Source organism: Hahella sp. HN01 (assembly GCF_018986435.1).
GTDB lineage: Bacteria > Pseudomonadota > Gammaproteobacteria > Pseudomonadales > Oleiphilaceae > Hahella.
This window is the reverse complement of the sequence record NZ_JAHMIN010000031.1, coordinates 54,051-78,634: the sequence shown is the minus strand read 5'-3', so window position 1 is coordinate 78,634 and position 24,584 is coordinate 54,051. Positions and strand designations below refer to the sequence as shown.

At 50.7% G+C, this 24,584-nt stretch carries 40 protein-coding genes; 9 read left to right on the top strand and 31 right to left on the bottom strand.

Features of this window, described 5'->3' with window-relative positions; all coding sequences use genetic code 11:
• Nucleotides 1-168: 168 nt before the first annotated feature.
• Nucleotides 169-738: a ribosomal protein S5-alanine N-acetyltransferase gene (gene rimJ, locus KP814_RS24715; protein WP_216739281.1), complete on the bottom strand. Its 570-nt coding sequence runs from the start codon at nt 736-738 to the stop codon at nt 169-171.
• A 188-nt stretch (nt 739-926) separates the two neighbouring features.
• Here rimJ and KP814_RS24710 point away from each other — a divergent pair, with 188 nt between their 5' ends.
• The 5 genes from KP814_RS24710 (at nt 927) to KP814_RS24690 (ending at nt 3,612) form a co-directional block, all read left to right on the top strand.
• Entirely contained in the window at nt 927-1,202 is a 276-nt protein-coding gene (locus KP814_RS24710) for a hypothetical protein (protein WP_216739280.1), read from the top strand.
• A 45-nt stretch (nt 1,203-1,247) separates the two neighbouring features.
• Nucleotides 1,248-2,069, top strand: a complete 822-nt coding sequence (locus KP814_RS24705; protein ID WP_216739279.1) for a helix-turn-helix domain-containing protein — start codon at nt 1,248-1,250, stop codon at nt 2,067-2,069.
• Between the two features lie 82 nt (nt 2,070-2,151).
• Nucleotides 2,152-2,619 (top strand): hypothetical protein, encoded by a 468-nt coding sequence (locus KP814_RS24700; RefSeq protein ID WP_216739278.1) that lies wholly within the window; start codon nt 2,152-2,154, stop codon nt 2,617-2,619.
• Between the two features lie 198 nt (nt 2,620-2,817).
• The gene (locus KP814_RS24695) at nt 2,818-3,180 is read left to right on the top strand and encodes a hypothetical protein (RefSeq protein WP_216739277.1); all 363 of its coding nucleotides are present in this window, start codon (nt 2,818-2,820) and stop codon (nt 3,178-3,180) included.
• 42 nt (nt 3,181-3,222) lie between these two features.
• The gene (locus tag KP814_RS24690; protein WP_216739276.1) at nt 3,223-3,612 is read left to right on the top strand and encodes a hypothetical protein; all 390 of its coding nucleotides are present in this window, start codon (nt 3,223-3,225) and stop codon (nt 3,610-3,612) included.
• Nucleotides 3,613-3,986: 374 nt separating this feature from the next.
• On the opposite strand, the gene KP814_RS24685 is transcribed toward KP814_RS24690, so the two are convergent.
• The gene (locus tag KP814_RS24685; RefSeq protein ID WP_216739275.1) at nt 3,987-4,697 is read right to left on the bottom strand and encodes a DNA helicase; all 711 of its coding nucleotides are present in this window, start codon (nt 4,695-4,697) and stop codon (nt 3,987-3,989) included.
• Between the two features lie 135 nt (nt 4,698-4,832).
• Nucleotides 4,833-5,387: an alpha/beta hydrolase gene (locus tag KP814_RS24680; protein WP_216739274.1), complete on the bottom strand. Its 555-nt coding sequence runs from the start codon at nt 5,385-5,387 to the stop codon at nt 4,833-4,835.
• A gap of 216 nt (nt 5,388-5,603) precedes the next feature.
• On the opposite strand from KP814_RS24680, the gene KP814_RS24675 reads away from it, so the two are divergent.
• Nucleotides 5,604-6,209 carry a hypothetical protein gene (locus tag KP814_RS24675; protein WP_216739273.1) on the top strand — a complete coding sequence of 202 codons (606 nt, stop codon included), beginning with the start codon at nt 5,604-5,606 and terminating at the stop codon, nt 6,207-6,209.
• A gap of 36 nt (nt 6,210-6,245) precedes the next feature.
• On the opposite strand, the gene KP814_RS24670 is transcribed toward KP814_RS24675, so the two are convergent.
• Both KP814_RS24670 and KP814_RS24665 read right to left on the bottom strand, forming a co-directional pair.
• Nucleotides 6,246-6,773: a hypothetical protein gene (locus KP814_RS24670; RefSeq protein WP_216739272.1), complete on the bottom strand. Its 528-nt coding sequence runs from the start codon at nt 6,771-6,773 to the stop codon at nt 6,246-6,248.
• 147 nt (nt 6,774-6,920) lie between these two features.
• Nucleotides 6,921-8,087, bottom strand: coding sequence for an aldo/keto reductase (locus tag KP814_RS24665; RefSeq protein WP_216739271.1), 1,167 nt, complete (start codon nt 8,085-8,087; stop codon nt 6,921-6,923).
• 278 nt (nt 8,088-8,365) lie between these two features.
• On the opposite strand from KP814_RS24665, the gene KP814_RS24660 reads away from it, so the two are divergent.
• Nucleotides 8,366-9,478, top strand: a complete 1,113-nt coding sequence (locus tag KP814_RS24660; RefSeq protein ID WP_216739270.1) for an AraC family transcriptional regulator — start codon at nt 8,366-8,368, stop codon at nt 9,476-9,478.
• Nucleotides 9,479-9,496: 18 nt separating this feature from the next.
• On the opposite strand, the gene KP814_RS24655 is transcribed toward KP814_RS24660, so the two are convergent.
• From KP814_RS24655 to KP814_RS24630, 6 genes are all read right to left on the bottom strand, one after another.
• Nucleotides 9,497-10,570 carry an alpha/beta fold hydrolase gene (locus tag KP814_RS24655; RefSeq protein ID WP_216739269.1) on the bottom strand — a complete coding sequence of 358 codons (1,074 nt, stop codon included), beginning with the start codon at nt 10,568-10,570 and terminating at the stop codon, nt 9,497-9,499.
• Nucleotides 10,571-10,740: 170 nt separating this feature from the next.
• Nucleotides 10,741-11,133: a DUF2750 domain-containing protein gene (locus tag KP814_RS24650; RefSeq protein WP_216739268.1), complete on the bottom strand. Its 393-nt coding sequence runs from the start codon at nt 11,131-11,133 to the stop codon at nt 10,741-10,743.
• Nucleotides 11,134-11,289: 156 nt separating this feature from the next.
• Nucleotides 11,290-12,189: a hypothetical protein gene (locus KP814_RS24645; RefSeq protein WP_216739267.1), complete on the bottom strand. Its 900-nt coding sequence runs from the start codon at nt 12,187-12,189 to the stop codon at nt 11,290-11,292.
• A 312-nt stretch (nt 12,190-12,501) separates the two neighbouring features.
• A complete protein-coding gene (locus KP814_RS24640; RefSeq protein ID WP_216739266.1) occupies nt 12,502-12,864 on the bottom strand; it encodes a 5-carboxymethyl-2-hydroxymuconate Delta-isomerase in 363 nt (120 codons plus the stop codon).
• A gap of 132 nt (nt 12,865-12,996) precedes the next feature.
• Complete coding sequence (locus KP814_RS24635; protein WP_216739265.1) at nt 12,997-13,245, bottom strand: hypothetical protein; 249 nt, start codon at nt 13,243-13,245, stop codon at nt 12,997-12,999.
• A gap of 64 nt (nt 13,246-13,309) precedes the next feature.
• The gene (locus KP814_RS24630) at nt 13,310-13,654 is read right to left on the bottom strand and encodes a hypothetical protein (RefSeq protein WP_216739264.1); all 345 of its coding nucleotides are present in this window, start codon (nt 13,652-13,654) and stop codon (nt 13,310-13,312) included.
• Nucleotides 13,655-14,429: 775 nt separating this feature from the next.
• Between KP814_RS24630 and KP814_RS24625 the strand changes: the two genes are divergently transcribed.
• Nucleotides 14,430-15,524, top strand: coding sequence for a site-specific integrase (locus KP814_RS24625; RefSeq protein ID WP_216739263.1), 1,095 nt, complete (start codon nt 14,430-14,432; stop codon nt 15,522-15,524).
• On the opposite strand, the gene KP814_RS24620 is transcribed toward KP814_RS24625, so the two are convergent.
• From KP814_RS24620 to KP814_RS24545, 16 genes are all read right to left on the bottom strand, one after another.
• Nucleotides 15,454-15,753, bottom strand: coding sequence for a pyocin activator PrtN family protein (locus tag KP814_RS24620; protein WP_216739262.1), 300 nt, complete (start codon nt 15,751-15,753; stop codon nt 15,454-15,456). The two genes, KP814_RS24625 and KP814_RS24620, sit on opposite strands and share 71 nt — an antisense overlap.
• Before the next feature lie 2 nt (nt 15,754-15,755).
• Complete coding sequence (locus KP814_RS24615; RefSeq protein ID WP_216739261.1) at nt 15,756-16,031, bottom strand: hypothetical protein; 276 nt, start codon at nt 16,029-16,031, stop codon at nt 15,756-15,758.
• Nucleotides 16,028-16,270: a hypothetical protein gene (locus tag KP814_RS24610; RefSeq protein WP_216739260.1), complete on the bottom strand. Its 243-nt coding sequence runs from the start codon at nt 16,268-16,270 to the stop codon at nt 16,028-16,030. The genes KP814_RS24615 and KP814_RS24610 overlap by 4 nt, the downstream gene beginning before the upstream one ends.
• A complete protein-coding gene (locus KP814_RS24605) occupies nt 16,270-16,671 on the bottom strand; it encodes a hypothetical protein (protein WP_216739259.1) in 402 nt (133 codons plus the stop codon). The genes KP814_RS24610 and KP814_RS24605 overlap by 1 nt, the downstream gene beginning before the upstream one ends.
• Nucleotides 16,672-16,680: 9 nt before the next feature.
• Complete coding sequence (locus tag KP814_RS24600; RefSeq protein WP_216739258.1) at nt 16,681-17,124, bottom strand: hypothetical protein; 444 nt, start codon at nt 17,122-17,124, stop codon at nt 16,681-16,683.
• 14 nt (nt 17,125-17,138) lie between these two features.
• The gene (locus KP814_RS24595) at nt 17,139-17,783 is read right to left on the bottom strand and encodes a 3'-5' exonuclease (RefSeq protein WP_083769764.1); all 645 of its coding nucleotides are present in this window, start codon (nt 17,781-17,783) and stop codon (nt 17,139-17,141) included.
• Nucleotides 17,780-17,977 carry a hypothetical protein gene (locus tag KP814_RS24590; RefSeq protein WP_011396706.1) on the bottom strand — a complete coding sequence of 66 codons (198 nt, stop codon included), beginning with the start codon at nt 17,975-17,977 and terminating at the stop codon, nt 17,780-17,782. Before KP814_RS24590 ends, KP814_RS24595 begins: the two co-directional genes overlap by 4 nt.
• A 45-nt stretch (nt 17,978-18,022) precedes the next feature.
• The gene (locus KP814_RS24585) at nt 18,023-18,868 is read right to left on the bottom strand and encodes a YfdQ family protein (protein ID WP_216739257.1); all 846 of its coding nucleotides are present in this window, start codon (nt 18,866-18,868) and stop codon (nt 18,023-18,025) included.
• Between the two features lie 3 nt (nt 18,869-18,871).
• Complete coding sequence (locus tag KP814_RS24580; protein ID WP_011396708.1) at nt 18,872-19,204, bottom strand: hypothetical protein; 333 nt, start codon at nt 19,202-19,204, stop codon at nt 18,872-18,874.
• Between the two features lie 55 nt (nt 19,205-19,259).
• The gene (locus tag KP814_RS24575; protein WP_216739256.1) at nt 19,260-19,535 is read right to left on the bottom strand and encodes a hypothetical protein; all 276 of its coding nucleotides are present in this window, start codon (nt 19,533-19,535) and stop codon (nt 19,260-19,262) included.
• Nucleotides 19,532-19,702, bottom strand: a complete 171-nt coding sequence (locus KP814_RS24570; protein WP_216739255.1) for a hypothetical protein — start codon at nt 19,700-19,702, stop codon at nt 19,532-19,534. The genes KP814_RS24575 and KP814_RS24570 overlap by 4 nt, the downstream gene beginning before the upstream one ends.
• The gene (locus tag KP814_RS24565) at nt 19,699-20,025 is read right to left on the bottom strand and encodes a hypothetical protein (protein ID WP_216739254.1); all 327 of its coding nucleotides are present in this window, start codon (nt 20,023-20,025) and stop codon (nt 19,699-19,701) included. The genes KP814_RS24570 and KP814_RS24565 overlap by 4 nt, the downstream gene beginning before the upstream one ends.
• A gap of 95 nt (nt 20,026-20,120) precedes the next feature.
• Nucleotides 20,121-20,462, bottom strand: a complete 342-nt coding sequence (locus tag KP814_RS24560; protein WP_216739253.1) for a phage antirepressor KilAC domain-containing protein — start codon at nt 20,460-20,462, stop codon at nt 20,121-20,123.
• A 3-nt stretch (nt 20,463-20,465) separates the two neighbouring features.
• Nucleotides 20,466-20,915: a helix-turn-helix transcriptional regulator gene (locus KP814_RS24555; RefSeq protein ID WP_216739252.1), complete on the bottom strand. Its 450-nt coding sequence runs from the start codon at nt 20,913-20,915 to the stop codon at nt 20,466-20,468.
• Between the two features lie 82 nt (nt 20,916-20,997).
• Nucleotides 20,998-21,156 (bottom strand): hypothetical protein, encoded by a 159-nt coding sequence (locus tag KP814_RS24550; RefSeq protein WP_216739251.1) that lies wholly within the window; start codon nt 21,154-21,156, stop codon nt 20,998-21,000.
• Between the two features lie 40 nt (nt 21,157-21,196).
• Nucleotides 21,197-21,358 carry a hypothetical protein gene (locus tag KP814_RS24545; protein WP_216739250.1) on the bottom strand — a complete coding sequence of 54 codons (162 nt, stop codon included), beginning with the start codon at nt 21,356-21,358 and terminating at the stop codon, nt 21,197-21,199.
• A gap of 138 nt (nt 21,359-21,496) precedes the next feature.
• Between KP814_RS24545 and KP814_RS24540 the strand changes: the two genes are divergently transcribed.
• A complete protein-coding gene (locus KP814_RS24540; RefSeq protein WP_216739249.1) occupies nt 21,497-21,919 on the top strand; it encodes a helix-turn-helix transcriptional regulator in 423 nt (140 codons plus the stop codon).
• A 282-nt stretch (nt 21,920-22,201) separates the two neighbouring features.
• Here the strand turns inward: KP814_RS24540 and KP814_RS24535 are convergent, their stop codons facing one another.
• The 4 genes from KP814_RS24535 to KP814_RS24520 all read right to left on the bottom strand — a co-directional run bounded on the left by KP814_RS24535 (nt 22,202) and on the right by KP814_RS24520 (nt 24,122).
• Entirely contained in the window at nt 22,202-22,606 is a 405-nt protein-coding gene (locus KP814_RS24535) for a type II toxin-antitoxin system YafO family toxin (protein ID WP_164887294.1), read from the bottom strand.
• Nucleotides 22,596-22,766: a hypothetical protein gene (locus tag KP814_RS24530; protein WP_164887293.1), complete on the bottom strand. Its 171-nt coding sequence runs from the start codon at nt 22,764-22,766 to the stop codon at nt 22,596-22,598. Before KP814_RS24530 ends, KP814_RS24535 begins: the two co-directional genes overlap by 11 nt.
• Nucleotides 22,767-22,884: 118 nt before the next feature.
• A complete protein-coding gene (locus KP814_RS24525; RefSeq protein WP_241566810.1) occupies nt 22,885-23,298 on the bottom strand; it encodes a response regulator in 414 nt (137 codons plus the stop codon).
• A 143-nt stretch (nt 23,299-23,441) separates the two neighbouring features.
• Nucleotides 23,442-24,122, bottom strand: a complete 681-nt coding sequence (locus KP814_RS24520; protein ID WP_216739248.1) for a S24 family peptidase — start codon at nt 24,120-24,122, stop codon at nt 23,442-23,444.
• Between the last annotated feature and the right edge of the window lie 462 nt (nt 24,123-24,584).

The following is a 24,584-nucleotide window of genomic DNA, read 5'->3' as shown; positions in this document are numbered from 1 at the left end:
GGCTATTTCCTGATAGCTATACCCCTGCTTGCGCAGTCGCACGGCCTGTTTTCTTTTTTCTTCCTGCGCTGCGGCAGGTAATGAGCGAGCGTCTTCTATAATCATATGGGTAGTGTATCATACCTATATCGATGCCAGGTTAATAACATAGAGTATTAGAGTGTTGCGCTATTTCTCATTAATCAACGAAGTCAAAACATGATCCGTCCATTCGCCGTTTATCTTCAGATAGGATCGGGCTTTTCCTTCCACCTCAAAACCCAGGGACGCTAATAGTTTGCCGCTGCGGTGATTTTCCGGGCGGTAGTTGGCCATGATGCGGTGGAGCCCGTAGTGGTGAAACATGAAGTAGATCCCCGCCGACAAGGCCTCCTGCATTAATCCCTTGCCTTGCTCCTGGCCTGCGATGGCGAAGCCCAGATGGCAGGCCTGGAAGGCGCCGCGTACGATGTTGGAGAAGTTGCAGATGCCGATAACGTCGTCAGATTGTCGGGGGAACATCAGTAAACTCACTGCGTAGCCTTGCTCCATGACGCGAGCCATGTCCGTCAGTCGCTGCATTTGTCCGGAGAAAGTATAAAAATCGTCATCCCGAGCGGGCTCCCAGGGCGTCAAATGGGCTTTGTTGTGCGTGTAGTAGTCGAGCACGCCTTGGGCGTAAATAGGGGAGGCCAAGCGAAGAGAAAGACGTTCTGTCAGCAGTCCTGCGCCGGGAAATAGCTGTAATTCTGGGGGCATTCTTCTATTCCGTAGATGAAAAAGAGATAAATCGGCTGCCTAGTTTACCTAATAACGGCTGCAGAAAGCCTATGGGGAGTGTTAAATTACCGCCCTGAAAATTGCACTCGCTCAAAATCCTTATCTACGGCCACCGTGGGCTGAGCGTAGCGCTTCACATCTCAATTTTTCACAGGGAGGTAACTGGCATGGTCAGACTCGCGCAGTTTGCCGGCGCAGCAATGGCGGTGATCGCAGTGGCGCTCCTGTTGATCAAAATCTTCAGCGGCGAGAATGCCGGTCTTAGCGATGAATCCATCTACTTCATGTCTCTCTTTCAGGTTTTTCTCGGTGGTCTGGTGATCTATGCGGGGCAATTGAAAATTCAGGGGAAAGAGAACGGCGATAAGATTTTCAGGGCGAGCATTGCCGCAACGCTGTTGTTTTTTGTTATGGCTTATCGCTGGTTTTACAGTGGGGTATAGCGCAGCGGGCTTTCAAAAGTCTCTAAAGTGCGCTGCTGAAAAACGATGATAACTTGGAAACACCAGCCAGAGGATGCGTTCGTATCACGCTACATCGAGTGTTATTGGTTTCTCCGCAAAGACAAGGACGATATCGCTCATGACAGCCCCAAACTGAATCCCTGTCCAGAAGCCCATTTAATTATTGCCCCGCCGGAGCAGTCCTATACATATAGCCTTTGCAAGCGGGCGCTTTCCGGAAAAGGGACGCACCTGAAGCTTCCCAATACCAGCAGTATGACTTTACATCAGGCGGAGCCGTTCGCCATCCTGGGGGTTAAATTCAAGCCGGGCGCGCTCTATTCAATCGCCAATGGTTTCGCCGCTATTGATGACGTCATCTCTCCGCCGGGTTTTCTGGCTGAAATGCCTGATCTGCTGAGAGAGGATGTCCTCAATAACGCCGCCGACGACGCTGTAACCGTAGGCCAGAATCTGGACGCATGGTTCAAGGCCCATTCCCACTGCATCCGGGAAGATCGGCATAGCCGGCTGGCGCGAGATGCTCTGACACTGCTTGCAACCACGAAAGCGTCCGAGCTTGAGACGGGGTTATATCGTTCTTTGCGGGCGGTGCAGCGCGCTTTTGTGCGGGTGACCGGACTGACGCCGAAACAATATCAGATCATGGTGAGACTGGATGAACTACTGTTGTATCTATATCAGCAAAATACCGAATCCATGAGCTGGGCGGATGTGGCCGCCATATTTGGCTTTACTGATCAGCCTCATCTCATTCGATACTTTAAGAAACTGATTGGCGATACGCCTCACGCGTACCGGCAAGCCAAAAATTTAACAATAGATGCTTATGGCGATTTTGAATAAGTCAGCCAGGCTTTTGCGAGGCATTACAAGTGGAAATTATTGTTCGACGCGCCTCAGTTGAACGTTCTGCAGGACTAAAAAAATGAATAGCAGAATTCATACGCTGCTTTTATCCGCCGATGTCAGGGGGAGTTGGGAGTATCCTCCTGATTTTAATTGGGAGTCCGCTGTCAGGGAGCTTGAGAAACATAAGGCGGCGTTGGAAAAGATCATGTCTGCGGAGCTTGAGTTAGACGCAAACGCTCAGGACGCTTCATTTTTTGCGGATATCTATCAGCTGGAAACGCCGTACGCCGCCAGCGGGGCGCTCCAGGCCGTGATTTATCATTTCGCCTTGCGTTTTTCCAACTACGGCGGGCTATTCACGCTTCTCAACGAAAGGGCGTGCGACAGCGACGAGCAGCGACAGTTGCAAAGCTGCATCGCCTATCTTGAAGCTCTGGGATATGTCTACATACCCGTGAGCGAACTGGACTGCCCCTACGATGGCGTCAATGCTGGAGATATCTCGCCAATAACCTGGTGGACGCGATACTTTGATTATCTGTAACTTGGCTATCTATGCGCTCACTGGCGAATACGAACGCCCATATTCGACCTACTGCGCAAGAAGTTTACCAATCTGACCAAAGACTTGCCTAAACGGACTGAAATAGAGCGCCAGAAGGACTGCATATTCTTGGGCTGTTGCCGCGAATATGACATATAATCGCCGCCCCATTACGCGCACGGATTATCGAGGTAGTAAATGAGCGATAGCGCATACAGCGATTTGGCGGCGGGCCAGATCGATTTGAGAAACGCAGAAAAGCGTTTTACCCGCAAAGATGAGTTTCAAACTCAAAAAGAATGGGGCGAGCAGTATTTTGGAGAAAGAATCGGCGCGCTTCTAGTTACGCTTTCCTTGATGTTGCTGGCTTCAGTCTGGATGATCACCGTCACGGATTTGACCCGTTATGGCGTGACAGCCGCCGTCGCACTTTCGTATTGCTTATTGGCGAAAGTGTTATTCAGAAAAAATCGGGAGCTACAACGCTTCAGAGAGGCGCAGACGACACGTTTTATGCGCCGTAAGCAATGGCTTGAGCAGCAGGCCAAGACCGTTTCCTAGTTTGATTTGTGAGTTGACTTGAGCGGAGAGGAGACAGGGCGAATGGCTGATATTCAGATAGAAGGCGTTTCACTGGCGGAAATCCTCGGCTGGACAGAAGCGGAGTTTGACGCCCTGGTCCTGACCGATAAACCCCTGGTGGTTAACATCGGCTCCGCCTCCGTGCTGGGACAGTTCTCATACGTAGACAAAATTCTGACTGTCGAACTGGCGCAAATTGACGGCGGAGGCGAGGGCGTTTTGCCCGCCATTACCCGCATCGCGAAAAAAGCGGCGCAAATAAAAAACGCCGAACACATAGAATGCGTCGTACACGCCATCCACTGCGCCAATCCCAACCTGAAATTACGCGCCCATTTGGAACGCACCGGCTTTGAAATCAAACAGGTGGAAGGTAAGGGCGAGGCGTATTTTAAGAGGATGTCTGTTTAGGGCGTAGAACGGCGCAGAGCCCGTCGAACTCTCAAGAACTCTCGATGAAGATTCGGTAGGCCCCATCATCATACTTTTCAAACTTCTGGGCAAAGACTGTTATGGACTGGATAACGGATCAAACGGATAATCCTGGCGCGGTAATGGCGATTAGCTTTCCGTTTCCCAGATGCGATAATTGGCTTGAGAGACCCGCAGAGTCTGTTACACCAAAAATGATCAAGGCTTGTATTCGAGCGGCGTTGTCAGAGGGATGGAGTCCTGGGGAGCCGGGCGTTTCGTTTTCAGTATAGCCACACCCCCGCTGCACTTGTTGAATCAATTCAGTAACAGGCCGCCCGCATTCGGGCGACTTGCCGTCATACATGCGTCAGTTAGATATATATCTGACCGTTTTTCACAAACACGGATTTATTGAATAGCCCCATGTCCAAAGGGTTAGGAAGCCTGACATCCTTGATCGTCGGTATCGCTTGCCCATCTTCATCAAAGCGTCTGTCTATTTGCGAGATGAAAACCAGGATGCACTTTTTGGCTCTGGCGTAGATTTTCAGTTCTTCGATCTGTTGCTGAAGAGGCGGTTTGTTACGATTTTGATCAAGCAGCTGCAGATAATCCACGGCGACTAGCGACCCTTCGGTAAGCCAATCCTTTGTTTGCTTTACTATGTAATCCGAAGATATCTCGTCAGACATATCCAGTTTTAGTAAAGGATGATCAGGCTCGAACTGTCGATCCAGCGTTGAGAGTTTTTCAATGAGCGCAGTTTTCGAATATTCCAATGAAAAAAAGAAGCATTGTCGCCCCTCTTTAATGGCTTGTAATACAAGCTGCAGAGCCAAGGTCGTCTTACCCAGGCCCGGTCTGGCGCCGATCAATAGCAAGTCGCCGGGATGCAGGTAATCTAAAAGTTCTTCTGTTGTTTGGGGAGTGAAGTTTTTCACCTTGGATTGCAGGAGACTCCAGGAGCTAAAGCCCTCAGCCCTGGCTATTTGATCCAAGGCTTCGGTCATGGTGAGGGACTGAGCGCGTTTCAGGGCTTTAGCTTTGCCTTTCAGAACATGTACGGGAGCGGTAAGTTTCATATTGAACCTTTAATCGCGGGTTTCTAAACATTCCCTTCTTCTGTTCCAAACCCAATTAAAGGTTAGAGGCGATGATGAACAACTCTGCACTTAAGTGCTTTCCCGACGAAGGGGGGAAGCGCGAGTCGAGCGCGCTTAATATTCAATGCCGTCCACAAACCCTGTCAGTAGCTCAAATCCCTCACGCCAGTCTCCCAGGTTGGAACTGGCGTTAATGTGTCCTTTGGGACCAATATTGGTGATGCTGGCTTCCCATTGCCGGGCGCAGCGCTGTGCATAATCGATCGAGCCATAAGGGTCGTCCTGGCTGGCGATGAGGGTTAAAGGCATCGGGGCGTTGTGCTCAAACCCTCTACGAAAACCTCTCGCCTCAGTGGGGAAGGCGTCGCTCATCGGGTCGGGAACCGCAACAAGAAAACCGCCCATCAGGTGCTCACAACGATGCATGCTGGCCCATTCAAGCAGCAACAGGCAGCCCAGACTATGCGATACCACTACAGTAGGCTGGGTGAGCTGAGCGACCGCTTCGTTCAGTTCCTGAACCCACAGGTCGCGCTGAGGCGCTTCCCATTCTGAATGCTCCAGCCAGATAGAATTAGGCAGTTTATTCGCCCACATCCTTTGCCAGTGCTGCTCGCCAGAATTACCTATCCCCGCCAGGAATAGCCAGCTCACCTTATCAAACTGCATATTTTCACCCTTTTATATTTTTCAATCTGCCGCGTTGAGTTAATCGTTTACCATGAGGCAACCTTAGCTGAGCGAATGTAACGTTTTCGATGAGGGGTGTCACTATAAGGAATGAATTCGGGGTAGGGGGGCTTAAAGTTTAGTCTCCTAAAGCAAAGAGCGGCGAGTTACTTTGATATAATTGGCGGCCCCAATCAGCGAGGAACTATGGCGCTTATGTCCTATGATCAACCAGGTAAACTAATCGCGTTTCACGAAGCTAAAACAGCGCTTGAGCTTCTGGACCTGATCCGGCATCGATACCAGATGTTCGCCAATGATATAGATACGCTGAACGGTATTTTGGTGGGTTACAGTATGGCCAGAAAGGAGTTTGGCTGGTACGACTTTGCTGGCGAGTTCAGACGTTTTTTAATGGAGAAGTATTCGCTACCAGAGGATTATCCGTTTTCCTGGGTGACTATCATCAAAGAGCAGATAGTAAATTGCGAATATCAGATTCCTGTGTTTTTTGAGTGTCTGGACGCACATCGAAAACTGGAAATTCAGTTGCTCGGACATGCAACTTTGACGCGGGGTCAGCGTTACTTCGATTTCAAGCGGATGTTGAGACATACCAGTGTCGACTACCCCAAATTACCCTTGAAACCGCCTCATGTTCTTAAGGCGGTAAAAATTCCCGGAGTCAAAGTTCACGCTTTCTTCTATGACGAGAAGGGAAACAAGTATTATGAGCAGGCGTTCTCTGATTTTGAGCACATATTAGCCTGGGGGCAGCAATGCTTTGATATTCCTGAGGGGCAGTGGATTGTTCATGGTTAAGAGGCCCCAAAGCAGTGCCTCTCCCAGTTTCCCCAGTCACACCGCAGTCTTGTGCAGATTCACAATCTTCTTCTGATATGGCGAGTCGATATCTACTCTTGAAATATCGTCTTTTTGAATCAGTTTATATAGCGGCGATAGTGACTTTTTGTTGCCAAGCGCATGCACTTTTAGCCAGTCGTCATGGTCAATAATTTGGCCCACATCGAATCGGGCTTCTGAGTGATGCTGATACAGGCATAGGCTTCCGTAGGCGTTGTTTAGCTCGATAAGAATATCTGGAAATATCTTTCCTTTAACTTTGGGAAAGTTAATCTCTTGGGATGTGTCGATCAGGCTGGCGATCGCTTTGTGTTCTCTGTTGCCCCAGTAAACTTCACTGATTTGGTCTGTTTCAAAAATGGCGATGCCTTCGTAGTCGCCATCGTTTGAAAACAGGCTCATTATGATGACGTCTTCCGTCGCAGTATGGATGAAGCCGGTTAACTCTTCATCGTGGCAATTTCTTTCTATCGAGACCAGCTCTTGGTTTTCTTTTAGGGCGTTGAGTTCTTTTATGAGCATAATTATTCCGAGGGCATGGGTGTTGCTCGCATTATAGGGGGAGGGTGAATTAATGCCACTGAATGCATGTAAAACCGCCCTCGGGAGCGGATTGACTATAATGAAATGCGCTTAATTGCGTATCTGTTGGAGCCGCGATGCTTTGGCTCAGGTAGAGCCGGTATTCATCATTCGTTGCAGTCCGCCATCATTGATAAAGTTGCTCGCCTCAACGCGTTTGCAGTTTCCACTTGACTCAAAAAGCATATTCACCAGTTCTTCTACGATATGGCTTTTTTGTCCTACAGCAACACGTGTTCCTAACTGGTCGTTGGTAAACTCAGATAGCGCTTCGTTTCTGGCATTGGCGTACTCTGCAGGCGAGCTGAAAACCTCTTTGTCCCAGTCATGCTGGGCGGAGAGTTGTGCGAGTTTTGTCGCTAGCTCGCCGTTTATACTTGTAAATGGCGTCGCTTCAACATTACTCCGCGCAGATATCTTATCTTTCAGAACCGCCAATGGGTTACCCGCAGTATATAGTAGCTCTTCATTCGCCAGTCCGAAGTTATCGTTGATTCTTTGATTATCTGAGCTGCTCAATATAGGCTCTGATGCAGTGATGCTTTGTTTGATGTGTGTAATCAGGGCGCATACATGAATATCTTTGAAGTCACCTCCCATTAACTCCTTGGCAACGCTGGCGACGTTATATACAAAAACAGGCTTTCTTTCGTTTTCTAAGCTCTGAATAAGAGCCTCGGCATTAGGTCCAATAAGTGACTGTGCATTGATCTCAAAACTATCCTTGGCATGGAAATCTTCTGGGTGGCCAACCCTGGGCTCGCCCATCCCAACGTTATGAATCTTTCCATCATTTTTGAGAGAGGATAATGTATTCATATAGGCATTCAGATCATTGGGGGAGAGTTGCTCTGGATTATGTACTAATGCTTGATCTATATAACCCCCTAGTTTATTGGATACTTCGCGGAGGTGTTCTCCCAGTTTGGATGTCTCTGTTCCCACCACTTTATATATGATGTTGAATTCTTCTCTGGGAATATCGCTTTTCGCCATGGCGGAGGCTAAGTGCTCTAGGGTATTGCCGTAGGTATCCCCCGCGTCGAAGGTCCTGTAACCTGCAGAGATTGCGCTTGCAATATGGGCTTCATTCTTACCATTCAAACCGAAGATAACATTATTTTCACTGCCTATTTGACCTTGCTTAGGTTCCGGCCGCGAGGGTTGGTTTCCTCCTACCGGTTGGGCCGCTTGATTGGCCATCGTCTGTTGAATACTGAAATTTCCGGTCGTATGTCCTTGTAATCTATCCATCAAATGCCCCTCACTGTTGTGGTATTTAAGAGTTGGCTATCCGCAAAGGATGCACGGAATCACTTTGGCTGCATTACTTCTACACTGTGAGTAACAATTTTCCAGAACCAGTTGCATCAAGTTCACGATGATGATTTTACGTACAGATAAAGGGTTTACAGAAAGCCTGATAGTCCGGTTGTTGTGAAATCCCGTCTCAGCCCATAGCATAGGCCTCGGTTGCTGGGGCCTTTGCGTCTCACTTTTTCGTTTCTTGTTGATTTCGGATTTTCAGCGCCATGATGCCCGCTATTCCACTTCCTTTTGTCATTGCCTTGTTGCTGACGATTCTGCTTTTTCGGCTGATCAGGCAGAACGAAGCGGCGTTGCGTCCGGCTTTGGTTTTCACTGCGGCTTGTATTGTGCTGGTGATTATTGGCGGGCTGCGTTGGACATTTGATATCCGTTTTATTCGCTTTATCCAACCCATTATGGCGTCAACGTTGCCCGTCATCGCCTGGTTTTGTTTTGTCGGCGCGCCGTCTTCTTTGCGCGCCAGGCATTGGCTCCATTTGGCGCCGGTTGTGGTGATAACGATTTTCTCTGCAACCTGGTCGTTATGGCGTCCGCCTATTGATCTGTTGTTAGCGGGTTTGTATTTCGGTTATGGCGCGGCATTGATACGCAGGGCGTCCCGTGGTCCGGACGTGTTGCCCTCCACTCGTTTCAGCGATGCGTCTCAGGCGCTAAAAGCGACCGGGATTGCAGGTTGCACGCTGATTATCTCCGCAGTGAGCGATGTGCTGATTGCCGGGGATTTTGATGTTTACCAGGGCGCCCACGCCGCGACGATTGTCGCCGTTGTTCAGTTGTTGCTGTTGCCGGTGATTGTCTATGGCGTGGTGGCGTTCGGCAGAAGTATTCCTGCAGGTGAGGGGGAAAGCATTAGCCATGCTGGCGAGAGCGTTTCCGTTCCGCCGGAGGAAGTCGCAGATAACCTTGTTGAGAGCGTCCCTCAGCCAGCAATTGAGCCTTTAACGCCTCCAGAGGCCAGCTCTGAGCCAGACCAAGATGACCAGCAGGTCATTCAGCGCATTGACCAGATAATGCGTCAGCACCACCTGTTTCGCGATCCGGACCTGAACCTGAATCGTCTGGCGCGACGAGCGGGGATTCCATCACGGCAGATTTCCGGGGCGATTAATCGGGTATACGGCCGCAATGTTTCTCAGGTCGTAAATGAATACCGCATTGAAGAGGCGAAAAGGCTGTTGCAGGAGACGGATCTTCCCGTCACCAGTATCTTTCTTGAAGCCGGTTTTCAGACTAAGTCGAATTTTAATCGTGAGTTCCAGCGGGTCGCCAATATGACGCCGAGCGACTATCGCCGCTCGGTTGCATCTGGCGAATAAATACGCATTTCTCACGTTCTATTGCGCTGCGCCTTTTGCTGTGAAAGTCTGTTTCAGGAAGGCGATAACCTGGCCTGCCACCTGCTGATGAATCTCCTCTCTGCTGCGGCCATCGCCGTCCTTGCAGATAATACCATCGCCGGGAGCCTCTTCTTCCAATAATGCGATTGCACCGGGCTTGCAGCGTTGCATAAAGCTGAAGTGGGCGGCGTCGGAAACTTCCACGTATTGGCTTCGCGCCGGAGGCAGATGGGCGGAAAGGTAGCCGGACTCCATCCTGGCGGGTAAGTCGCCAATGTCGACGCCCGCCCCGAATATCAGCACGGGTATTTGCGCCGCCGCCAGACTGGCGGGCGTAAAGCCGCGGGCAAGACCAAGATCCAGCGAGACCACCACCCGCACCCGATGGTCCGTCAAACTGGCTTCAAGAGACGCTTTGGCCATGCCCTCAGAGTTCAAGCCCAACTCATCGCTTAACCCGCAAACGCGAGGATTGGGATGCGCCAGACACTCGGTGGCGAAATGGGCCTGATCGAAGCGGGCGCCGGCTAGGGCCATAACTGTCCAGCCTCCAAGCGAGTGGCCGATGGCGGCGATATTGTCCGCATTGATCTCTCCCGCCAGCTTCGGGTTGTCCAATATGAAATCAATCACCCGACTGAGGTCATGAGGACGCTCCCACAATCTCGCCGCTTCCGCTGGGCGTCTGTCGAAAGTGGTGGTGCCCGGATGATCCGGTGCGGCGACCACATAACCCTGTGCCGCCAACTTCGCCGCCAGCCAGTTCAGGTTGCGCCAGTTGCCGCCATAACCATGGGACAGCACCACTAGCGGGTGAGCGCCTAGGGTTGGGCTCGCGTCGGGAATCGCTGGCGCGCCGAAAAAAGCCCGGTTCTCGCCAATGGATACTGTCGATGCTTCTGTTGTTTGGGGTGCCTTTACTGCTTGCGCAGGGTACCAAATGCTGACATGTAAAGGTCGATTCGCAGAGGCGTCCGCCACCTGCGTTTCACGAAAACCAATGGGCTCGGCGAAGAGATTTGCGCTGGCGAGCAGGGTTAAAAAGAGGCTAAAAAATACGGGTCTGTGCATGACTGGGTCTCGTTCATTCAAGGAGCCTTTATTAAGCGCGAGAAGAGCGTATGGCGAGACCTAAAACAGGATCGAGGACGTGAAATGCTTGCTGTATCTGGCTTTGCGGCGGGTATTGGACTTGAAAGCAGAGCCCCTTGGAGGGGCTCGGGAGGACCGCGAAACGGGTCCTACATCTGATTGGACAGCTCGTTCTTCAACTCGTCCCTTAGTTCGTCTGGCGGCATGATCCAGCTTGAATCATCCATCAGGGCGGGGAAGACATTAACGTGCAGGCCATCCTGTTGCAGACCGGGAATCCATTTGTTCAGGAAGTGAGGGAGCGCGATGCTTTTGGGCGTCAACTTCTCGCCCAGGTCATTGGCGTACTCTCTGGCGAACTCCTCAGCGGGCCAGATCGGCAAGTATTCAAAATCCTCTTCTTCCGAAAACAGCTTCAAAAACTGGTTGTCGTCATTGATAAGAATCCAGACCTCCTTGCTATCCACCATGTTCATCAGTGAATAGTCGTATCTTTCATCGCAGGTTAGTTGCAGTATTTGCTCAATCTGATCTTGATTCATGCACTTTCTCAATTAATCAACGGAATGCTGGCGCCCAAGTGGCGGGTCTGCTGCGCGCAGACCAGTTCCGCCTAGGATACATCGGTGTGAAACGGATTGCGCTGTAAATGTTTGGGTTATCGCTTTCTTGTACTTCAGCTGTCTATTGAGCACTGGTTAGGTAGCGGGTATTGCATGCAACGGTATGATCGGCCGCCGTTCTGGCGACACAAAGTATTTAAACTGCGACCACCAGCCTAACTGGCGCGCCTGGAACTGTGATGGCGAGAACAGCGACTCATAATAAATACGGTTTTCCAGTCGCGTCCTGTTGGTCTGCAAGTCCCAGGCGATTAGCACAATGGATTTTTCAGCCGCCCAGGTAAATTCAAACGCAAGCAACACCTCACCGTTGGGTAACTGGCCCAGCGCGCGACTACTGTAATTGACGGGCATCTGTGAGAGGGGATCATTCGGGTCGAAGTCGAACAATTGGCCGACAGTCATTAGCCGTTCTTTGTCCTCGTCGCTCAGACTCTTGCGCTCTGCGATGACCTGTCCATCGGCGTCGAGGATTTGGTAAGCGTCGCCGGCAGTTTCTGGTTTTTTAAAAAACAGCGACGGTGAAACTTGGTCCGTTTTTCTGTTGCTCAGCAGGCTTGGCAAAGGCATATATGGCGATATGTCCGTTTTGCCTTCACCGTTACTACCACTATCCGTTGCCGATCCATTCCCTGCCTGCTCTTTGCAGCGCTGCTTTTGCGACCAAACATATGAGGAAGTATTCAGCTGCACTGTACGGAACTCGCAAGCGCCATAGAGCGGGCTATGTGGAACTCTCGTGAGTTTGAAGTGAGCAATCAGTTTGCCGTTGTCCATGATTTTTGCGTGGTCAAAGAAATAATCATCAGGCTTCAGCTCGAATAGGCTGAGCGATTTCGATTCCAAGTCATAATCCAAAAGGAACGCAGGTCGTTCTATCGTTCTGGAATCACCAAAGGGATACCATATGCGCTTGCCCTCTATGAGCATATGGACGCGAGAGTTGGTCATATTGGCATAGCTGATATTCAGCAAGGTCGTTTCCGCGCCACACAGATACTGATACAGGAACAGGATAAAAGCGACGCCCAGTAAAGCCAGAGTCGACAGGACGAGGGGGATTCTCATTAATTATTGTTCTCTCAAAATAACGACGGCTTGAACGCAATCTCATAGTTTAGGCGAGAATCGTGGGCCAGGCGAAGCATGAGAATTAAGCAGGGGGAAGACAGGGCGCAATTGTAAATGGAACGCGGTTATATAGATCCACCCTTCGACAGGCTCAGGGCGAACGGAGCAGGGCGGAAGTTCATCGATAACTGGCCGCCCTGTCGACCCTGTCCTTAACTACGCCAGCGCCTTAAAGTAATTTTCCCGATGGATATCCAACAGCTCAACGCACAACTGGCAATCGCCGCTTGTCAGCTCTTTTTGATACGCCTCGCGAAGGGCCTGCAAACACAAATCACCCACCACCTGCTTCAACTCCTGACTCCTGCCAGCAAGCAGCGCAACCTTCAGATGAACGAAAGACTTCCCAATATCGCCGTCCCCGATAACATACTCTGTGGTCTCATGCGCCCGCGACTTAATGTCATTCAACGAAAACTCGCCTGTGCTCATCATTCCTGTGTGAATAGCGCTGAACAGCCGCTGAAAATCAGCCGCGCCACGCAAGTTAGAGGTATATTCCAAAGTCAAATGCGGCATATTTACTTCACCTTGTACGTTAACGATTACATCGGACGCTCAATTAGAAACAGCATGAGCAGCCCAAAACAGTGGATGGGGACAAGCGCAGATTCAGGCGCATTATGCGCCGAAAAAATATCGGCGAGAACTTTACAGCGAGTCGTGGCCAAATTCTAATATCTGCTCACCGAATACCTCTATAGAGGCTTTTTGGATGCTTTTTAACGCCATCGCTGCCCCCATTTGGTCATTTGCATAGAAGAACTCATCGTCTTCTGTCGCGTCTGGATTGGTAGCTCTCAGATGACACATTTCCTGATAGTGAATGAGAGCCTGGATTGCGTACCTTGCTTGGCTTTCAGTTAGCTCTACGCTAACCCGTTTGACTAAGCTGCTCATACTGGTTGTAAATCTCCTGAAGTTTTAATTTTGTAGTACTTTTCGCAAGTGGCGCATATTGTGTCTAGCCATCCAACCGCCTCTGCTGCTCCCGCTCAGTGTATTCACGAGATCTTTCAGAAATAAAGGCGGCGCTTCTGATTTCGTTGGTTACTTTGGCGAGCTTATAGGCTTTGCTCAGGAGATGGCGATCACTACTCCAGTCGCCTTCATCGTAGGCGACAACGGAAATGACTTCTTCCAGCTGAATCCGGCCTTGATCGAAATGCGCTTTCAGCGCAGAAACAGCCTCTTCTTTAGTCCAGGCGGGAACAACAGTACGGCCGAATTTATACGCCGAACCATCGTCACTGAGACCACATCCTTCCAGCGCTGTAACCTTGGTGTCTATGACCCAGAAAATCATCATCGATACCCCGTTCTAACCCTACCTTTCTCCACGCCAATTCTTGCGACTCGCGCCACCATTGTTTTCACAATTCAGCCAGTCTAACGAACTTCCAGCGCCTGATACATGATGCCCCCCAGCGGACCATTCTACACCCCCGTTCGCCCTGAGCCTGTCGAAGGGCCTCCCAGAGCGCTAATCTCAATTCTAATCAGTCCAGGCGGAAAAACATCTGACATTCACTTTAGTGGCCAGTTAATTTCTGTGTCCACCTGTGTTGAGTCAGTGGCTTTTTTAAGAGCCCTTCGACAGGCTCAGGGCGAACGGGGAGAAATAGGCAGAGTCTATGTCAGTAATATTGGCCGATAAACTTTGGCGTTTTGAAATGAGTCTATAGCACCCATATTTCAAAAGGCTGAAGCTGTATTTTGCATGATTGAATATGCTCCATTCACAAGTCTGCATCACTCACTTTTCCCAATACCCGCCACGCCTTCTATATTTTCTACTTAGCCTCCCGCGACATTTTGTCGGACCAGCATAACTTTTTGTTGAAAAAATATACGAATAAAAAAGCTCAATATAACCAGCAACATATACGGCTCATGCTGGATTGGCGCGCTATTCGTGGCACTTTCCCTTGATTTGTTGTCATGCACACGATTACAGTATTTTTCCTTATTTTGGGGTGTTTTTCTTGTCGCGGGGCGTCATGAGTGCGTCATAAGTACTTCGAAAGTGCGTCACGGTCAGGCTAGAAACTGGGTAGCGTATTTCTATACTGGGGTATTTTAGCATGGCGACGGCTAGAAAGAGGGTTACTAAGTCGGGCGAAGTCCGCTGGTATCGAGAGGTAAGGATTAAGCGAGACGGTAAAATAGTATATCGCGAGGGTAAGACTTGGCCATCTAAACGGCTCGCCGAAGAATGGGGGAGGCGTCTTGAATATGAGTTGTCTCAGCCTGGCGCACTGGAAAAATTGAACCATAGCGGCTCGACATTGGCTGATGTACTGGCTTGGTATTACAACGAGTATAAAGATGTGGCCAAGTTTGGCGAGTCAAAGACATATCGAATCCGGGCATTAATGCAAATGGAGAAGTTGCGGGTTCCGCTAACATCATTGACGACGGCTTACTTGGTCGAGTTCGTAAAGGAGCGAATGCGGAGTTCAGGTCCATCAACAGTAAGACAAGATTTTGTCTACATTAAAGGCGCGGTGAAGCTTGCGAGAAGCCACTTTGAAGACTTGCCAGTCAGTGTTCAGATGTTCGACGATGTGAGTTCTTTCTGTTGGAAGAATAAGCTTTTTAAAATGGCGAATAAGCGTAGTCGGAGGCCAACAGCTGATGAGCTTCGTTTGCTAACTGACTATTTCCGTAATCGCGCGCTTCGGCCCCGGATGCGGACCCCTATGTACGACATTATGTGGTTTGCTATTCATTCGTCGCGGCGTCTGGGCGAGATTACTCGGCTCAGGTGGGACGATCTAGACGAGAGTACTTTAACGGGCTTAGTTCGTGACGTTAAGCATCCGACTAAAAAAGATGGCAACCACCGCAGGTTTAAAATGACGCAGGAGGCTTGGGATATCATTTGTCGTCAAGAAAAGGTGGAAGGTGAAGACCTTATTTTTCCGTATCAGACAAAGTATGTCAGTATCTGCTTCACTTGGGCGTGTAATGATCTTGGCATTCAGGACTTGCACTTTCATGATTTGAGACGAGAAGCCACGAGCAGGTTGTTTGAACGTGGCTATGATATCGTGCAAGTGCAGCAATTCACGCTGCATGAGGGCTGGAAAGACCTGCAGGTGTACACTACGTTGCGCCCTGCCGACGTGCCATTACTCCCCGCGGCGCCGCACCATTCAGACTTTTCCAATGGGTGAAAGCCGTTTCCCGTTCCTTGTCGATCCACTCCGCCAGGTCCTTTGCGTGTACGATCCACTCTGCGGCGTTGGAGTTAGAGGCGCGATAGACCGGGAACGGGAACTTTTGCAGCTTGGCGCGCTGTTGTACATCGCGCCGGGTTGTTAAGTTGAAGTACTTTGCCGCGACGTCGACCAGCGGAATTTGGCTGGTTTCGAATTCGGCGAGTAGTAGAAACATCGTGTTCATTGTTATTCCGCCGTTGATGTTGCAAAGAACGCGGGCACTTGCTCCATATCGACATTAAACTTACCGATGATTGGTCCATCTTCGGCAAGGTGTAGCGTGAAGGTGAGAGGCCATGTCGATTCCCATCCATCGTGATCGTTGAAATAGTCTTCTGCGCACTCTTTTGCGATTGATCCTAAAACCCTTCCGTACTTCAGGCTTGCTGGAGAGAGGCCTGTGCTTAACTCGTATGTGCTTTCCTCGCACTCGCTTGGCACTTTGTAGTAAATAGTGGTCATACGTACTCTCCGGGCTCTATATATTCGACTTCTAAATCTGACATGTCCGTAAAATCCGGATCGTCTTTCACATATACGCAATTGAGGACATTACTTTTCTGGATAACCTCATTTAGGGCTTCTATAAATTCCTCTATTAAATATTCATCGGGGGCCACAACAACTGAGAGGGACAATTTCCGAAGGCGCTCAACGTCGCCGCTGAGCTGCCGGCGAAAGCCGTTCATTGAGAATTTCATCAGGCGGTCCCCTGCAGGTCATCAGCGATCGCGTCTAGCACTTGGCTAATGCCTGGGTCCAGCAGGCGGCTTAGTTGGTCCAGGACGTCGAGTTTCAGTTCCTTGTCGATGACCTGTTGTGACAGCCTGGTTTTAAGGGCTTTAAGCGCCTTATCAGCGGCCGCCTTGTCCAACGGTTTGCCAGTAGTCCGGGAGTCTTCCGGTTTTTTGACCGAGATTGAGTCTTCGCCAAAAGGGTATACCGACTTCCAGGTCTTACCTTCCTTGATGACGTCTCCCGCAGCCTGTAGCGCTTTCAGTTCCTTCAGCAAATGCTCTTGGCTTTCGAACCAGTCGCACTTGCTGTAAAGATCCGCCGTTGTGGCGCCGTTGGTGGGAATGCTTTCTAGTAAAGTTTGCATGGTTGGCTCCTACGCCGTCTCTGGGTTTCTGAGGCGGTCACGTTCAGCGTCGGTGAGGGTTTCGGCGATGAAACCCGTGTCGAATACATGCGTGTGATTGACGGACTGCAGGGCGTCTTTCTTTTGTGACTTAAAAAAGTCGTCCAGCTCTGGAAGCTTGCAGCGCTCGGCGGTGATCAGTTCCCGCTCCTCGGTGTAGCGCGTTCCGTCTGGGGTCTTGCAGTAGATCAGCACGCGCACGCGCCAATTGAGCATCAGTTTTTTAATGGCCTCGATGTCAACAGACCGTAAGGGCATGCCGTGGCTTTTGTGCCGGGCTTTAAGCTCCAGCCCTCCGCCGGCGATGTCATACCAGCTTTCCCGCGTCTCCATGATGATGTTGTCGGAGACCATGCGGGCACGCTTCCAATGGTTGCTATGCTTTGCGTGTTTGTTTTTGCGTGACTTCGGCATGCCTTGTATCGTCCTTATGCTGCGCGTAACGGCTTGATGCCGGTCGCCATGGTGTAGATGATCTCGCTTGTCATTTGCGCGTCGTAGGCGGCCCGGTGCAGGCTGGTTGCCGCTGCCGGATGTCCTATTTGCTCCAGCGCTCGAGCCTGGCTTTGGTATTTAAACTGTCCTTTCTCACTCCATTGGCCATGGAACTCTGCGTAAAGCCGCATCGCGCAGAGTGGAGTGAATGGAATAGGTGGAAGCGCCCATGCATTACAGGTCTGGCGCAGTATCCGCACGTCGAAATCGGCGTTAAAAATGATGACTGGGCGCTTGTAGAGCAGCTTGTACACGCGAGGGTAGGTGATCGGCCAGCTCGGCGCGCCTTTCAGCTCAAGCTCTGATATCTGGTGTACATTCTGCGCCGCTGCCGACATGGGGCCTTGTGGTTTAACCAATGTGTTTAACAGCTTGGTCCCGTGGCGGTTAGTCACGGCGATCTCGACCACTTCGGCAGTATCGTCGAGATTCGTGGTTTCGGTATCCAGAAAGAGCGGGTCCATTGCCAGCCAATTGCCGGCGATTTCCCGGCAGCGCTCCCGGCGGGTTGCCTGGGTGCTGTTGCGATATGCCGTTATTCGGCATAGTTTCTGGTCGATGTGTTGTAAAAGTCTCATAGGTCACCTGGGTTGTGTTCGGCGGTGGCCAGACAGCGTTGGATTTCCAACAGGCCGTTACGCATGCGATAGGCTTGATCGTCGTCGTCCGCGAGCGATCGCAGGTCGGCGAAGCAAAAGCGGCGGCAGTAGTCGGCCAACGCTTCTGCTGTTTCCTGGTCCAGCTCTACATTCAATTGCACCTTGTTTGTCATGGCTCGCGCCTCCCTTGGTGGCCCATTCCGTGGGCGCGGCTGTTGTTATTTCCGGGTGGTGAATGTCCCCATGTGGACAGGGAAGTTTATGGCTTCAGTGTTCATAGGTTCGAAAATGCGCTTGATCATCTCCGCGAATTCAGTGGCGATTTCGGTTTGGATGGCCTCGGGCCGTGATATGCGGAGGATCATTTCGACTTCGTTGCGGCCTGGGCAGGCAGTTAGCCGGGCGAAGATAGAGCGCTCGCCCATTTCTGAATAGGGCTCGCAGACGAATTCAATCCCCCAAAACAGCTTTCCGCCAGAGCTTTGCGCCTCGATGCGCTCCAGGGCTGTTTTTTGGCTTGCGAACTCCTGCTCCTCTTGCGTTTGTTCGCTGACGTGCTTAATCGTTACGCTGCGGATGCGCGAGATGGCTTGATGGATAGGGAGAGTTTTTCCCGCATCTTCGCCGAATGGGGATTCTTCATGCACAACGATGTTGTGGCGCCAATCCTCCAGCCACTCGGCCATATTTCTCTGAGAATGCCTTGCGCCGTCGATCTTTTCGATCGCCTTAAACTCAGCCGTTTTATTGAGTTGCACTACTGCGGTGTGTTCGGCGTGTCCAGGAATGTCGGGATTACCCAGATCAAAAATGGCGGCCGCGTCCATGGCATTCCCGTCAACGAAAATGTGGGCTCCGTCAAAGCTTTGGCAATACTGGCCAAAGGCATCGATGCTTAGCGTGGAAAAACGCCCACGAAAGCGGGCTGGATGGTCCATATACTGTTCCAGCGAATGGATTCTCAGGTTGTCTGGAAGTACAACCGTGGGAATGCTGGTGGCGCTCATGTCCTGCGCGGCGGCGATCGCGGTCTGTTGGATCAGTTCGATAGCGGATCTATCCATGGGTTATTTGGCCTCTTTGTCTTTAGGGTTGAACATGTCAGCCTGGTTCTCCGGGAAGACGGATAGATCGCCCCGCTTGCCGACATGCATAATGGATTCGGTGGTGTCCTTTTGGGCGACTTCACCGCGTTCTGTTGGCCGTTTGAAAGTCAACGTGTGGCTGATTTCGACCTGGTAGCTGTTGGCGACCTGAGCGATGTTAAGCTCAATGCTTACGCGGCCTTTTTTGCCGGTGTTGACGACGCCGAGAGCGACCTCGGATAAAGCGGCGGCGACTTTCTCCTCGAATACGCCGCCGTACAGCTCGGAAATAAACTCTTGAACGTTGGTAGGCATGATTGCTCCTGATTAAAAAAGGCGTACTGCAGGGACGCCGAAGTGCTCGCTTGGGTTAACTCTCCGTCTCAGCGGCGTCGAGTTTGCGAAAGTGGTCGCGGTATCGGTTGACGTGAATTTCGTGTCTGATCCATCGCACAGTGAGATCCAGGCCGCCAGGGAGCGGGATGCGATATACGTCAGTGATGTAATAAACGCCATCGATAAGGTCGTGATCGACGCGGCGCTGACATGGGGTGTCCTTCCAGTAAAGGTGCAGGACCAGTGCGGCGAGGATCAGCGCGCACACGATAAAAAAGGCAATGCTTAACACGGCTGCTGCTGCGGTCATGAGTGAGGCTCCAGTACTGGTTTAAGGCCGAGTCCGTCAGGCGTCCAGCGCACGCGCTTGCCAGCGGCGTTGGCCAGTTTTATGAGATCCACCAAACGCATGTCCGGCGGCAGTTGAAGCCGGCAGCCGGAAGCCGCTGGCGGATAACTTGGGCGTTGTCTGCTCATGATGCGGCCAACTCCTCAACAATCTTTTCAAGGCGCAGGCGGCGCTCATGATGCGTCTTATGGAGTGCAACCAGGGTGCTGTCGATGCGGTCGCGGCGGCGGCGAGCTTCGGCAAGATCCACTTTCTCCAGGCAGTAATGCATACACTGCGCCGCGAAATCCCGGCCGTCGCCTGGGAAGGCGTCCAGGTGGCTGGCTTTAGCGCGACGCAGCTCGGAAAGATCGTTCTGGGCAATGGCGTCGTAGATTTCGCGCCACCCCGAGAGCAGGCATACCGTGAACTGGTCGCCTTCAATCTGTACTGATGTTCTGACTCTGGGCATTTTGACCTCCTGCAATGCGTTGCCTTTGGAGCCGTCTCTGAATGAACGTAAGCTCCACATGTTTTTTGATCAGTTCCCGCCACTCTGGCGGGGCTTCATCCAGCAGCGCTGAACGCTCCGCGGTAGTCCGGAGTGCTGCAATTTCGAAGGCCCACTCCCGCGGGCGCTTGCTTGACGATTCCATCGAGCCACCTCAAGCCTTTTTCGGTTACCAGTGGGCGCACATACTCCTGTTCTCCCAGGTGCGAATGGGTCCAATACGTACGCTTGGTTTTGAAGTAGCCCTGGTGGATGTAGATTGCGTGGGGCTTGTTGCCGTCGTTCAAAATATTCAGGTCACGCAAGTGCGCGAACAGCTTATGAGAGTTGACGTCAAGAATGCCGGCGGCTTCCTGCATGGTGTATGTGTTGCCGTTGATCAAGCTCTTATTAACCATCTCTCACCCCACTATTTCGTTGGTGTACAGGTAGTCTTTAGGCCTGCCGCCGGAGCGCTGTATTCGGGCCTGCGCAGTGCGTGTAGGCCTGGGTGCGGCGCGTTGTTGCGTCCGCATTGCGGCTGGGCTGAACAGCAAGAAAATGACAATAGAAAGGGTTATCCAGCGCTTTACGCCGCGAATAGCGGGCTCGGAAGTCTCTGCGCGAGGGCGCAGATAGCCGTTAATGAATAGCTGGGCAACCAAGTCGGTGCGGTCTGTTGCACGGACATTGTGCATACTGGCTTGCAGATGTTGCTTAACGGCGGGGACACCAACGCCAAGGGCGGCGGCAATGCGCTCGGTCGAATACCGGGCGATCAAAAGCAGAATGACGATGGCTTGCTTGTGGGTGTATTTCCCGTGGCCGTCGAAAACGACTTTGCTGTCTTTGATTGCGTCGTTAATATCCATGCGACATTCCAATACTGTGACTGTATTGGAATGTTACGACCGTAAGAGTATCGGAAGGTATTTAAATTTGGCTATTTATAAGTCATTTTTGATTGTCATTATCTATAATGAAAGATGAAATGACGGCGTGATCGGGAAGAAGTTTGGCGGCTATGGGATCGGTAATAGGTATGAACAAAACGTCGTCGCCGTTTTTTACGGCAACGACTTGCTGAACAAAGTCGATTTCAATCAACTCCATCTGAGCCCCCACGGGATTGTTATTTTTTTTCTCGCTGGTATTAGTCTTGAGTGTCGTCCCGGTCGCGATGAAATGCGTTTACCAGTTGCTCGATTTCAAGCTGGCGTTCGCAAAGAGTGTGGATTTCAGACAGGCCGATATCGGTTAGTTTGTGAAGGATGGTAGTGATTTCGTTAATCAGTTCCTTTTGGTCCTTTGGCATAAGTAAATACTCCTATTAATTCCGTAACGTTGTTATACGGTATTTCAAATTTTTGCAAAACCCGAGGATGTTCCGTGGCCTAACAATCTCGGTGGTCGTACCATAGGAATGTACTGATCTATAACATTGGGTTAAAAAATGGTCCCCGAACTGTTTCATGATGACGTTCAGTTCGACAGGGAGGCGTTCAAACTGAGGCTGCGCCAAGCGCAGGATTACTATGGATACACGCAACAACAAGTCGCGGACGCTATAGGCGTGCAGCGGTCTAAATACGCAAAGTGGGTGCTGACTGAACGGTCAGAATTGCCGGATTTAGGGGAGTTGACCCGGTTGTGTGTGTTTTACCAGCAGTGGCCGATCTGGTTTCTTGCGGGAGTCCAAGGGCCGAGCCGGCACAAAGGGCAGCAGTTACTGCAGGATGACCTGTTTGCGCGCTGGAACAGTGACGGAGATTTCCAATACATAGTCCGCATGCTGATGACGATGGACGTAAATTTCGTTAAGCGGCTGGCGGGGTTGGTGGATGATTTTCGACTAGGTGTGGCGGGCGGAGAATAAGAAAACGGGCGATAACGCCCGTTATTCATTGGCGGTGATTGTGCCTATTATTCTATGACTCATCATCCCAAGGCGAGGGCAAAGCGTCTATTGCATCATCAAGCCTCATATGGGCGACGATAGTTTCATTGGGGTCCTGGTGCGACCAACCCTCAACAAGGGAGTAGTAGTAACACGCTATGATCCCCATGCCCATAGGATACTCAATGGCGACAAGGTATTGTCCAGCCTTTTCAGGCTTTGAAGACTTTATCCATTCTGGTGGGTGTGTATGCTTAGGCATTAGTTTGCATTCCTGAAGTCTTCCGCTTCTTTCCCATATGCGCGCAATTGGTCATGTCTGTTATCTAGAAACCAATGGGCATCATTCCAAACGATAGCTAAGATTAAATAGTAATCTGGGCGGCATAGGCCCTGGCAATAAAAAATGCATGCGTCGCTGGTGCGATCATACTCAGTACGCAGGTGCATTCTCTTAATTTTGAATTCCTTTTCCTCAAGTATGTGTGCGTGGTAGACCTTTTCTTCCTTGCAGATCCTTGGGTCTCTTGTAATAACGTCCCGGCCAAAGAGCTTGCCGGGATCGCCCGTATTCTTCCAATGTTTAAAACCTTCAATCAGGTGCTTGACTGCTGGGAGGTGCTGTATTGGCTCAACATCCTCGCCCAAAAATACCTCAACCGACATATCGCTTAAACACCCTTTTCCCTTTGGTCTTAGGTCTCCCATTTGCAACTCGGTCCATCCGGACCCGCAGAGCTGCCTGTTTGATTTCTTCCATCTCTGCGGCGGTCAAGCCTTCCATGATGTCTTTGCCGTTTTCTTTAATCACTCGCTTCTCGGACATGAACCATTCTCCTTTTCTTACGCTGTGCAACGCTTACGTAAATTTTAACATAGACAGGTGTGTGGCAAATAGAACGAAAGACCTAGTTGAGTGGTGGCGCGACCTGCATTACCTTGGTTTACCGGGCCAATTGGCAATGATTAACGGTTAGCCAGTATGAAAAAATTGCGTAGATTCGACCGTAAAAGTCAGTGACGTTGTTACTGGATTTATCAACAACGCTGGAGGCTCCTGCAGCCATGCACTGCTTGGCGCGATCGTCGGACACGCTGTCTGTCAGTATCACAATAGGGGTGTGCTGATTCGCGCCAGGCTTACGCACGGCGGACATAACCTCAAAGCCGTTGGCGATAGGTAATCCTATGTCCAAAATGATCAGGTCGTATTTCGCCTGCTGTACTTGGTAAAGCGCTTTGGCGCCGTTATCGACAAACTCAAGCTGGCAATGTATGTCCTTCCTGTCCAATACGCGCTTGATAAGCGCGATGTCGTCCGGGTTGTCTTCAACTACTAAAACCCGTTTAGATCTCACTATATTGTCCCCTCTACACCTATCAGAGGCCATGCCACGGGATCTCCGTGATTATTGACTGTGTGGTATGATTTTTGATCATCTTGGGGGTGTTCGGCATCGGTTGTACTACTGAATTTCCTGTTATTTTTGGTAACAGCTGGTCAAAAGTCCTGTTCGAGCCGCTTAAATATCCTGCCTAAGTACTTTCCCCCGGTGACTTGGTTCAAGTAAATAGGGCGGTAACGATCATCGTTGGCTGGGTGTATCTCCCCGCCATTTCGTCCAAGATACTTACCCATTACGACGCCACCTCCATCCCAGTATAAACAGATAACGCCGTCTTCCAGGGGGGATGTCGGATCAACCGCAAAGTATTGATGCTGGTTAATAACGGGCTCCATTGACTTATCAATGGCTTGGGTAACAAACGCTTTCTCGCTTGCCATGCCTAAGATATTCTTTGTTTGGCCTGTGGTTTTCAGTTCTCCATTGACTATTTCCATTACGGGCAGCGCACTGGTAACCAGCATACTCTCCGCAACTCTGATTATCCCGTCTTGGGCTTTCTCTTGGTCGGTTATGTTGTCCTTTAAGTTAGATAGCCATGGTGGCGTGTCTAATGCGTATACCTCCAGCCCTAACGCTTTCTCAGCCTTACGAGCAAACCCTGGACCGATTTCTTTTGTTGGGTTGTCTTTCAGTATTTGAGATAAGTATGAGTGGTGGCACCCTATCTTCTTGGTTAGTGCTTGGTAACCTTTCCGGTCATGCCCGCTCACATGCTTTTCGGCGATCTTCCTCAAATTGATTCGCCGTATCTCGCTTATATTTAGTGTTCCCATTGTCATGCCTTGGCCACTTTAGCGGTCGTTTGGACAAAAAAATTCCTAACAACAGCTTGATAGCGGAAATACTTTCCACTACTCTGACAGTCGTTGAATGTTTCAAAAGCTGACGATGGTTAATCGGTATGAGTGATGCGCTATCTTTGAAAGACTGGCTTGCTTCGACAGATCGACAGGTTGTGAGCGATCTATGCGCCCTAACTCCGACGAGCGGAGAGTACTTGTATCAGGCAAGTATGGGCTTCAAAACGCTTGGTCCCCACAAGGCACGGCGCGTGCATTTGCTCAGTCTGAAGTTGACGCCAGAAAAATACATCTCGTTGCGCAGCCTGCGCCCCGACTTTTTTCATACCGAGAAACTACCCCCAGAGTGCATTTTAAACGTCTCAGTTCCCATTGGGAACAACTGTAGTAGTTAGTCGGCGGCGTTTTAACTACCTCTGGTATATGTACGTTTGT

What these genes read in the sequence shown, in the direction of transcription:
- KP814_RS24530 (WP_164887293.1), bottom strand. Translation starts at nt 22,766, where the DNA reads ATGTCCGAGAAGCGAGTGATTAAAGAAAACGGCAAAGACATCATGGAA.
- KP814_RS24650 (WP_216739268.1), bottom strand. Translation starts at nt 11,133, where the DNA reads ATGAATCAAGATCAGATTGAGCAAATACTGCAACTAACCTGCGATGAA.
- KP814_RS24655 (WP_216739269.1), bottom strand. Translation starts at nt 10,570, where the DNA reads ATGCACAGACCCGTATTTTTTAGCCTCTTTTTAACCCTGCTCGCCAGC.
- KP814_RS24590 (WP_011396706.1), bottom strand. Translation starts at nt 17,977, where the DNA reads ATGACAAACAAGGTGCAATTGAATGTAGAGCTGGACCAGGAAACAGCA.
- KP814_RS24540 (WP_216739249.1), top strand. Translation starts at nt 21,497, where the DNA reads ATGGTCCCCGAACTGTTTCATGATGACGTTCAGTTCGACAGGGAGGCG.
- KP814_RS24690 (WP_216739276.1), top strand. Translation starts at nt 3,223, where the DNA reads ATGGCTGATATTCAGATAGAAGGCGTTTCACTGGCGGAAATCCTCGGC.
- rimJ (WP_216739281.1), bottom strand. Translation starts at nt 738, where the DNA reads ATGCCCCCAGAATTACAGCTATTTCCCGGCGCAGGACTGCTGACAGAA.
- KP814_RS24675 (WP_216739273.1), top strand. Translation starts at nt 5,604, where the DNA reads ATGTCCTATGATCAACCAGGTAAACTAATCGCGTTTCACGAAGCTAAA.
- KP814_RS24710 (WP_216739280.1), top strand. Translation starts at nt 927, where the DNA reads ATGGTCAGACTCGCGCAGTTTGCCGGCGCAGCAATGGCGGTGATCGCA.
- KP814_RS24630 (WP_216739264.1), bottom strand. Translation starts at nt 13,654, where the DNA reads ATGATGATTTTCTGGGTCATAGACACCAAGGTTACAGCGCTGGAAGGA.
- KP814_RS24625 (WP_216739263.1), top strand. Translation starts at nt 14,430, where the DNA reads ATGGCGACGGCTAGAAAGAGGGTTACTAAGTCGGGCGAAGTCCGCTGG.
- KP814_RS24700 (WP_216739278.1), top strand. Translation starts at nt 2,152, where the DNA reads ATGAATAGCAGAATTCATACGCTGCTTTTATCCGCCGATGTCAGGGGG.
- KP814_RS24595 (WP_083769764.1), bottom strand. Translation starts at nt 17,783, where the DNA reads ATGAGACTTTTACAACACATCGACCAGAAACTATGCCGAATAACGGCA.
- KP814_RS24520 (WP_216739248.1), bottom strand. Translation starts at nt 24,122, where the DNA reads ATGGGAACACTAAATATAAGCGAGATACGGCGAATCAATTTGAGGAAG.
- KP814_RS24605 (WP_216739259.1), bottom strand. Translation starts at nt 16,671, where the DNA reads ATGCAAACTTTACTAGAAAGCATTCCCACCAACGGCGCCACAACGGCG.
- KP814_RS24695 (WP_216739277.1), top strand. Translation starts at nt 2,818, where the DNA reads ATGAGCGATAGCGCATACAGCGATTTGGCGGCGGGCCAGATCGATTTG.
- KP814_RS24580 (WP_011396708.1), bottom strand. Translation starts at nt 19,204, where the DNA reads ATGCCTACCAACGTTCAAGAGTTTATTTCCGAGCTGTACGGCGGCGTA.
- KP814_RS24660 (WP_216739270.1), top strand. Translation starts at nt 8,366, where the DNA reads ATGATGCCCGCTATTCCACTTCCTTTTGTCATTGCCTTGTTGCTGACG.
- KP814_RS24545 (WP_216739250.1), bottom strand. Translation starts at nt 21,358, where the DNA reads ATGCCAAAGGACCAAAAGGAACTGATTAACGAAATCACTACCATCCTT.
- KP814_RS24565 (WP_216739254.1), bottom strand. Translation starts at nt 20,025, where the DNA reads ATGCCCAGAGTCAGAACATCAGTACAGATTGAAGGCGACCAGTTCACG.
- KP814_RS24615 (WP_216739261.1), bottom strand. Translation starts at nt 16,031, where the DNA reads ATGACCACTATTTACTACAAAGTGCCAAGCGAGTGCGAGGAAAGCACA.
- KP814_RS24560 (WP_216739253.1), bottom strand. Translation starts at nt 20,462, where the DNA reads ATGGTTAATAAGAGCTTGATCAACGGCAACACATACACCATGCAGGAA.
- KP814_RS24570 (WP_216739255.1), bottom strand. Translation starts at nt 19,702, where the DNA reads ATGAGCAGACAACGCCCAAGTTATCCGCCAGCGGCTTCCGGCTGCCGG.
- KP814_RS24600 (WP_216739258.1), bottom strand. Translation starts at nt 17,124, where the DNA reads ATGCCGAAGTCACGCAAAAACAAACACGCAAAGCATAGCAACCATTGG.
- KP814_RS24680 (WP_216739274.1), bottom strand. Translation starts at nt 5,387, where the DNA reads ATGCAGTTTGATAAGGTGAGCTGGCTATTCCTGGCGGGGATAGGTAAT.
- KP814_RS24635 (WP_216739265.1), bottom strand. Translation starts at nt 13,245, where the DNA reads ATGAGCAGCTTAGTCAAACGGGTTAGCGTAGAGCTAACTGAAAGCCAA.
- KP814_RS24575 (WP_216739256.1), bottom strand. Translation starts at nt 19,535, where the DNA reads ATGACCGCAGCAGCAGCCGTGTTAAGCATTGCCTTTTTTATCGTGTGC.
- KP814_RS24535 (WP_164887294.1), bottom strand. Translation starts at nt 22,606, where the DNA reads ATGTCGGTTGAGGTATTTTTGGGCGAGGATGTTGAGCCAATACAGCAC.
- KP814_RS24685 (WP_216739275.1), bottom strand. Translation starts at nt 4,697, where the DNA reads ATGAAACTTACCGCTCCCGTACATGTTCTGAAAGGCAAAGCTAAAGCC.
- KP814_RS24640 (WP_216739266.1), bottom strand. Translation starts at nt 12,864, where the DNA reads ATGCCGCATTTGACTTTGGAATATACCTCTAACTTGCGTGGCGCGGCT.
- KP814_RS24550 (WP_216739251.1), bottom strand. Translation starts at nt 21,156, where the DNA reads ATGGAGTTGATTGAAATCGACTTTGTTCAGCAAGTCGTTGCCGTAAAA.
- KP814_RS24620 (WP_216739262.1), bottom strand. Translation starts at nt 15,753, where the DNA reads ATGAACACGATGTTTCTACTACTCGCCGAATTCGAAACCAGCCAAATT.
- KP814_RS24585 (WP_216739257.1), bottom strand. Translation starts at nt 18,868, where the DNA reads ATGGATAGATCCGCTATCGAACTGATCCAACAGACCGCGATCGCCGCC.
- KP814_RS24610 (WP_216739260.1), bottom strand. Translation starts at nt 16,270, where the DNA reads ATGAAATTCTCAATGAACGGCTTTCGCCGGCAGCTCAGCGGCGACGTT.
- KP814_RS24705 (WP_216739279.1), top strand. Translation starts at nt 1,248, where the DNA reads ATGATAACTTGGAAACACCAGCCAGAGGATGCGTTCGTATCACGCTAC.
- KP814_RS24555 (WP_216739252.1), bottom strand. Translation starts at nt 20,915, where the DNA reads ATGGATATTAACGACGCAATCAAAGACAGCAAAGTCGTTTTCGACGGC.
- KP814_RS24670 (WP_216739272.1), bottom strand. Translation starts at nt 6,773, where the DNA reads ATGCTCATAAAAGAACTCAACGCCCTAAAAGAAAACCAAGAGCTGGTC.
- KP814_RS24665 (WP_216739271.1), bottom strand. Translation starts at nt 8,087, where the DNA reads ATGGATAGATTACAAGGACATACGACCGGAAATTTCAGTATTCAACAG.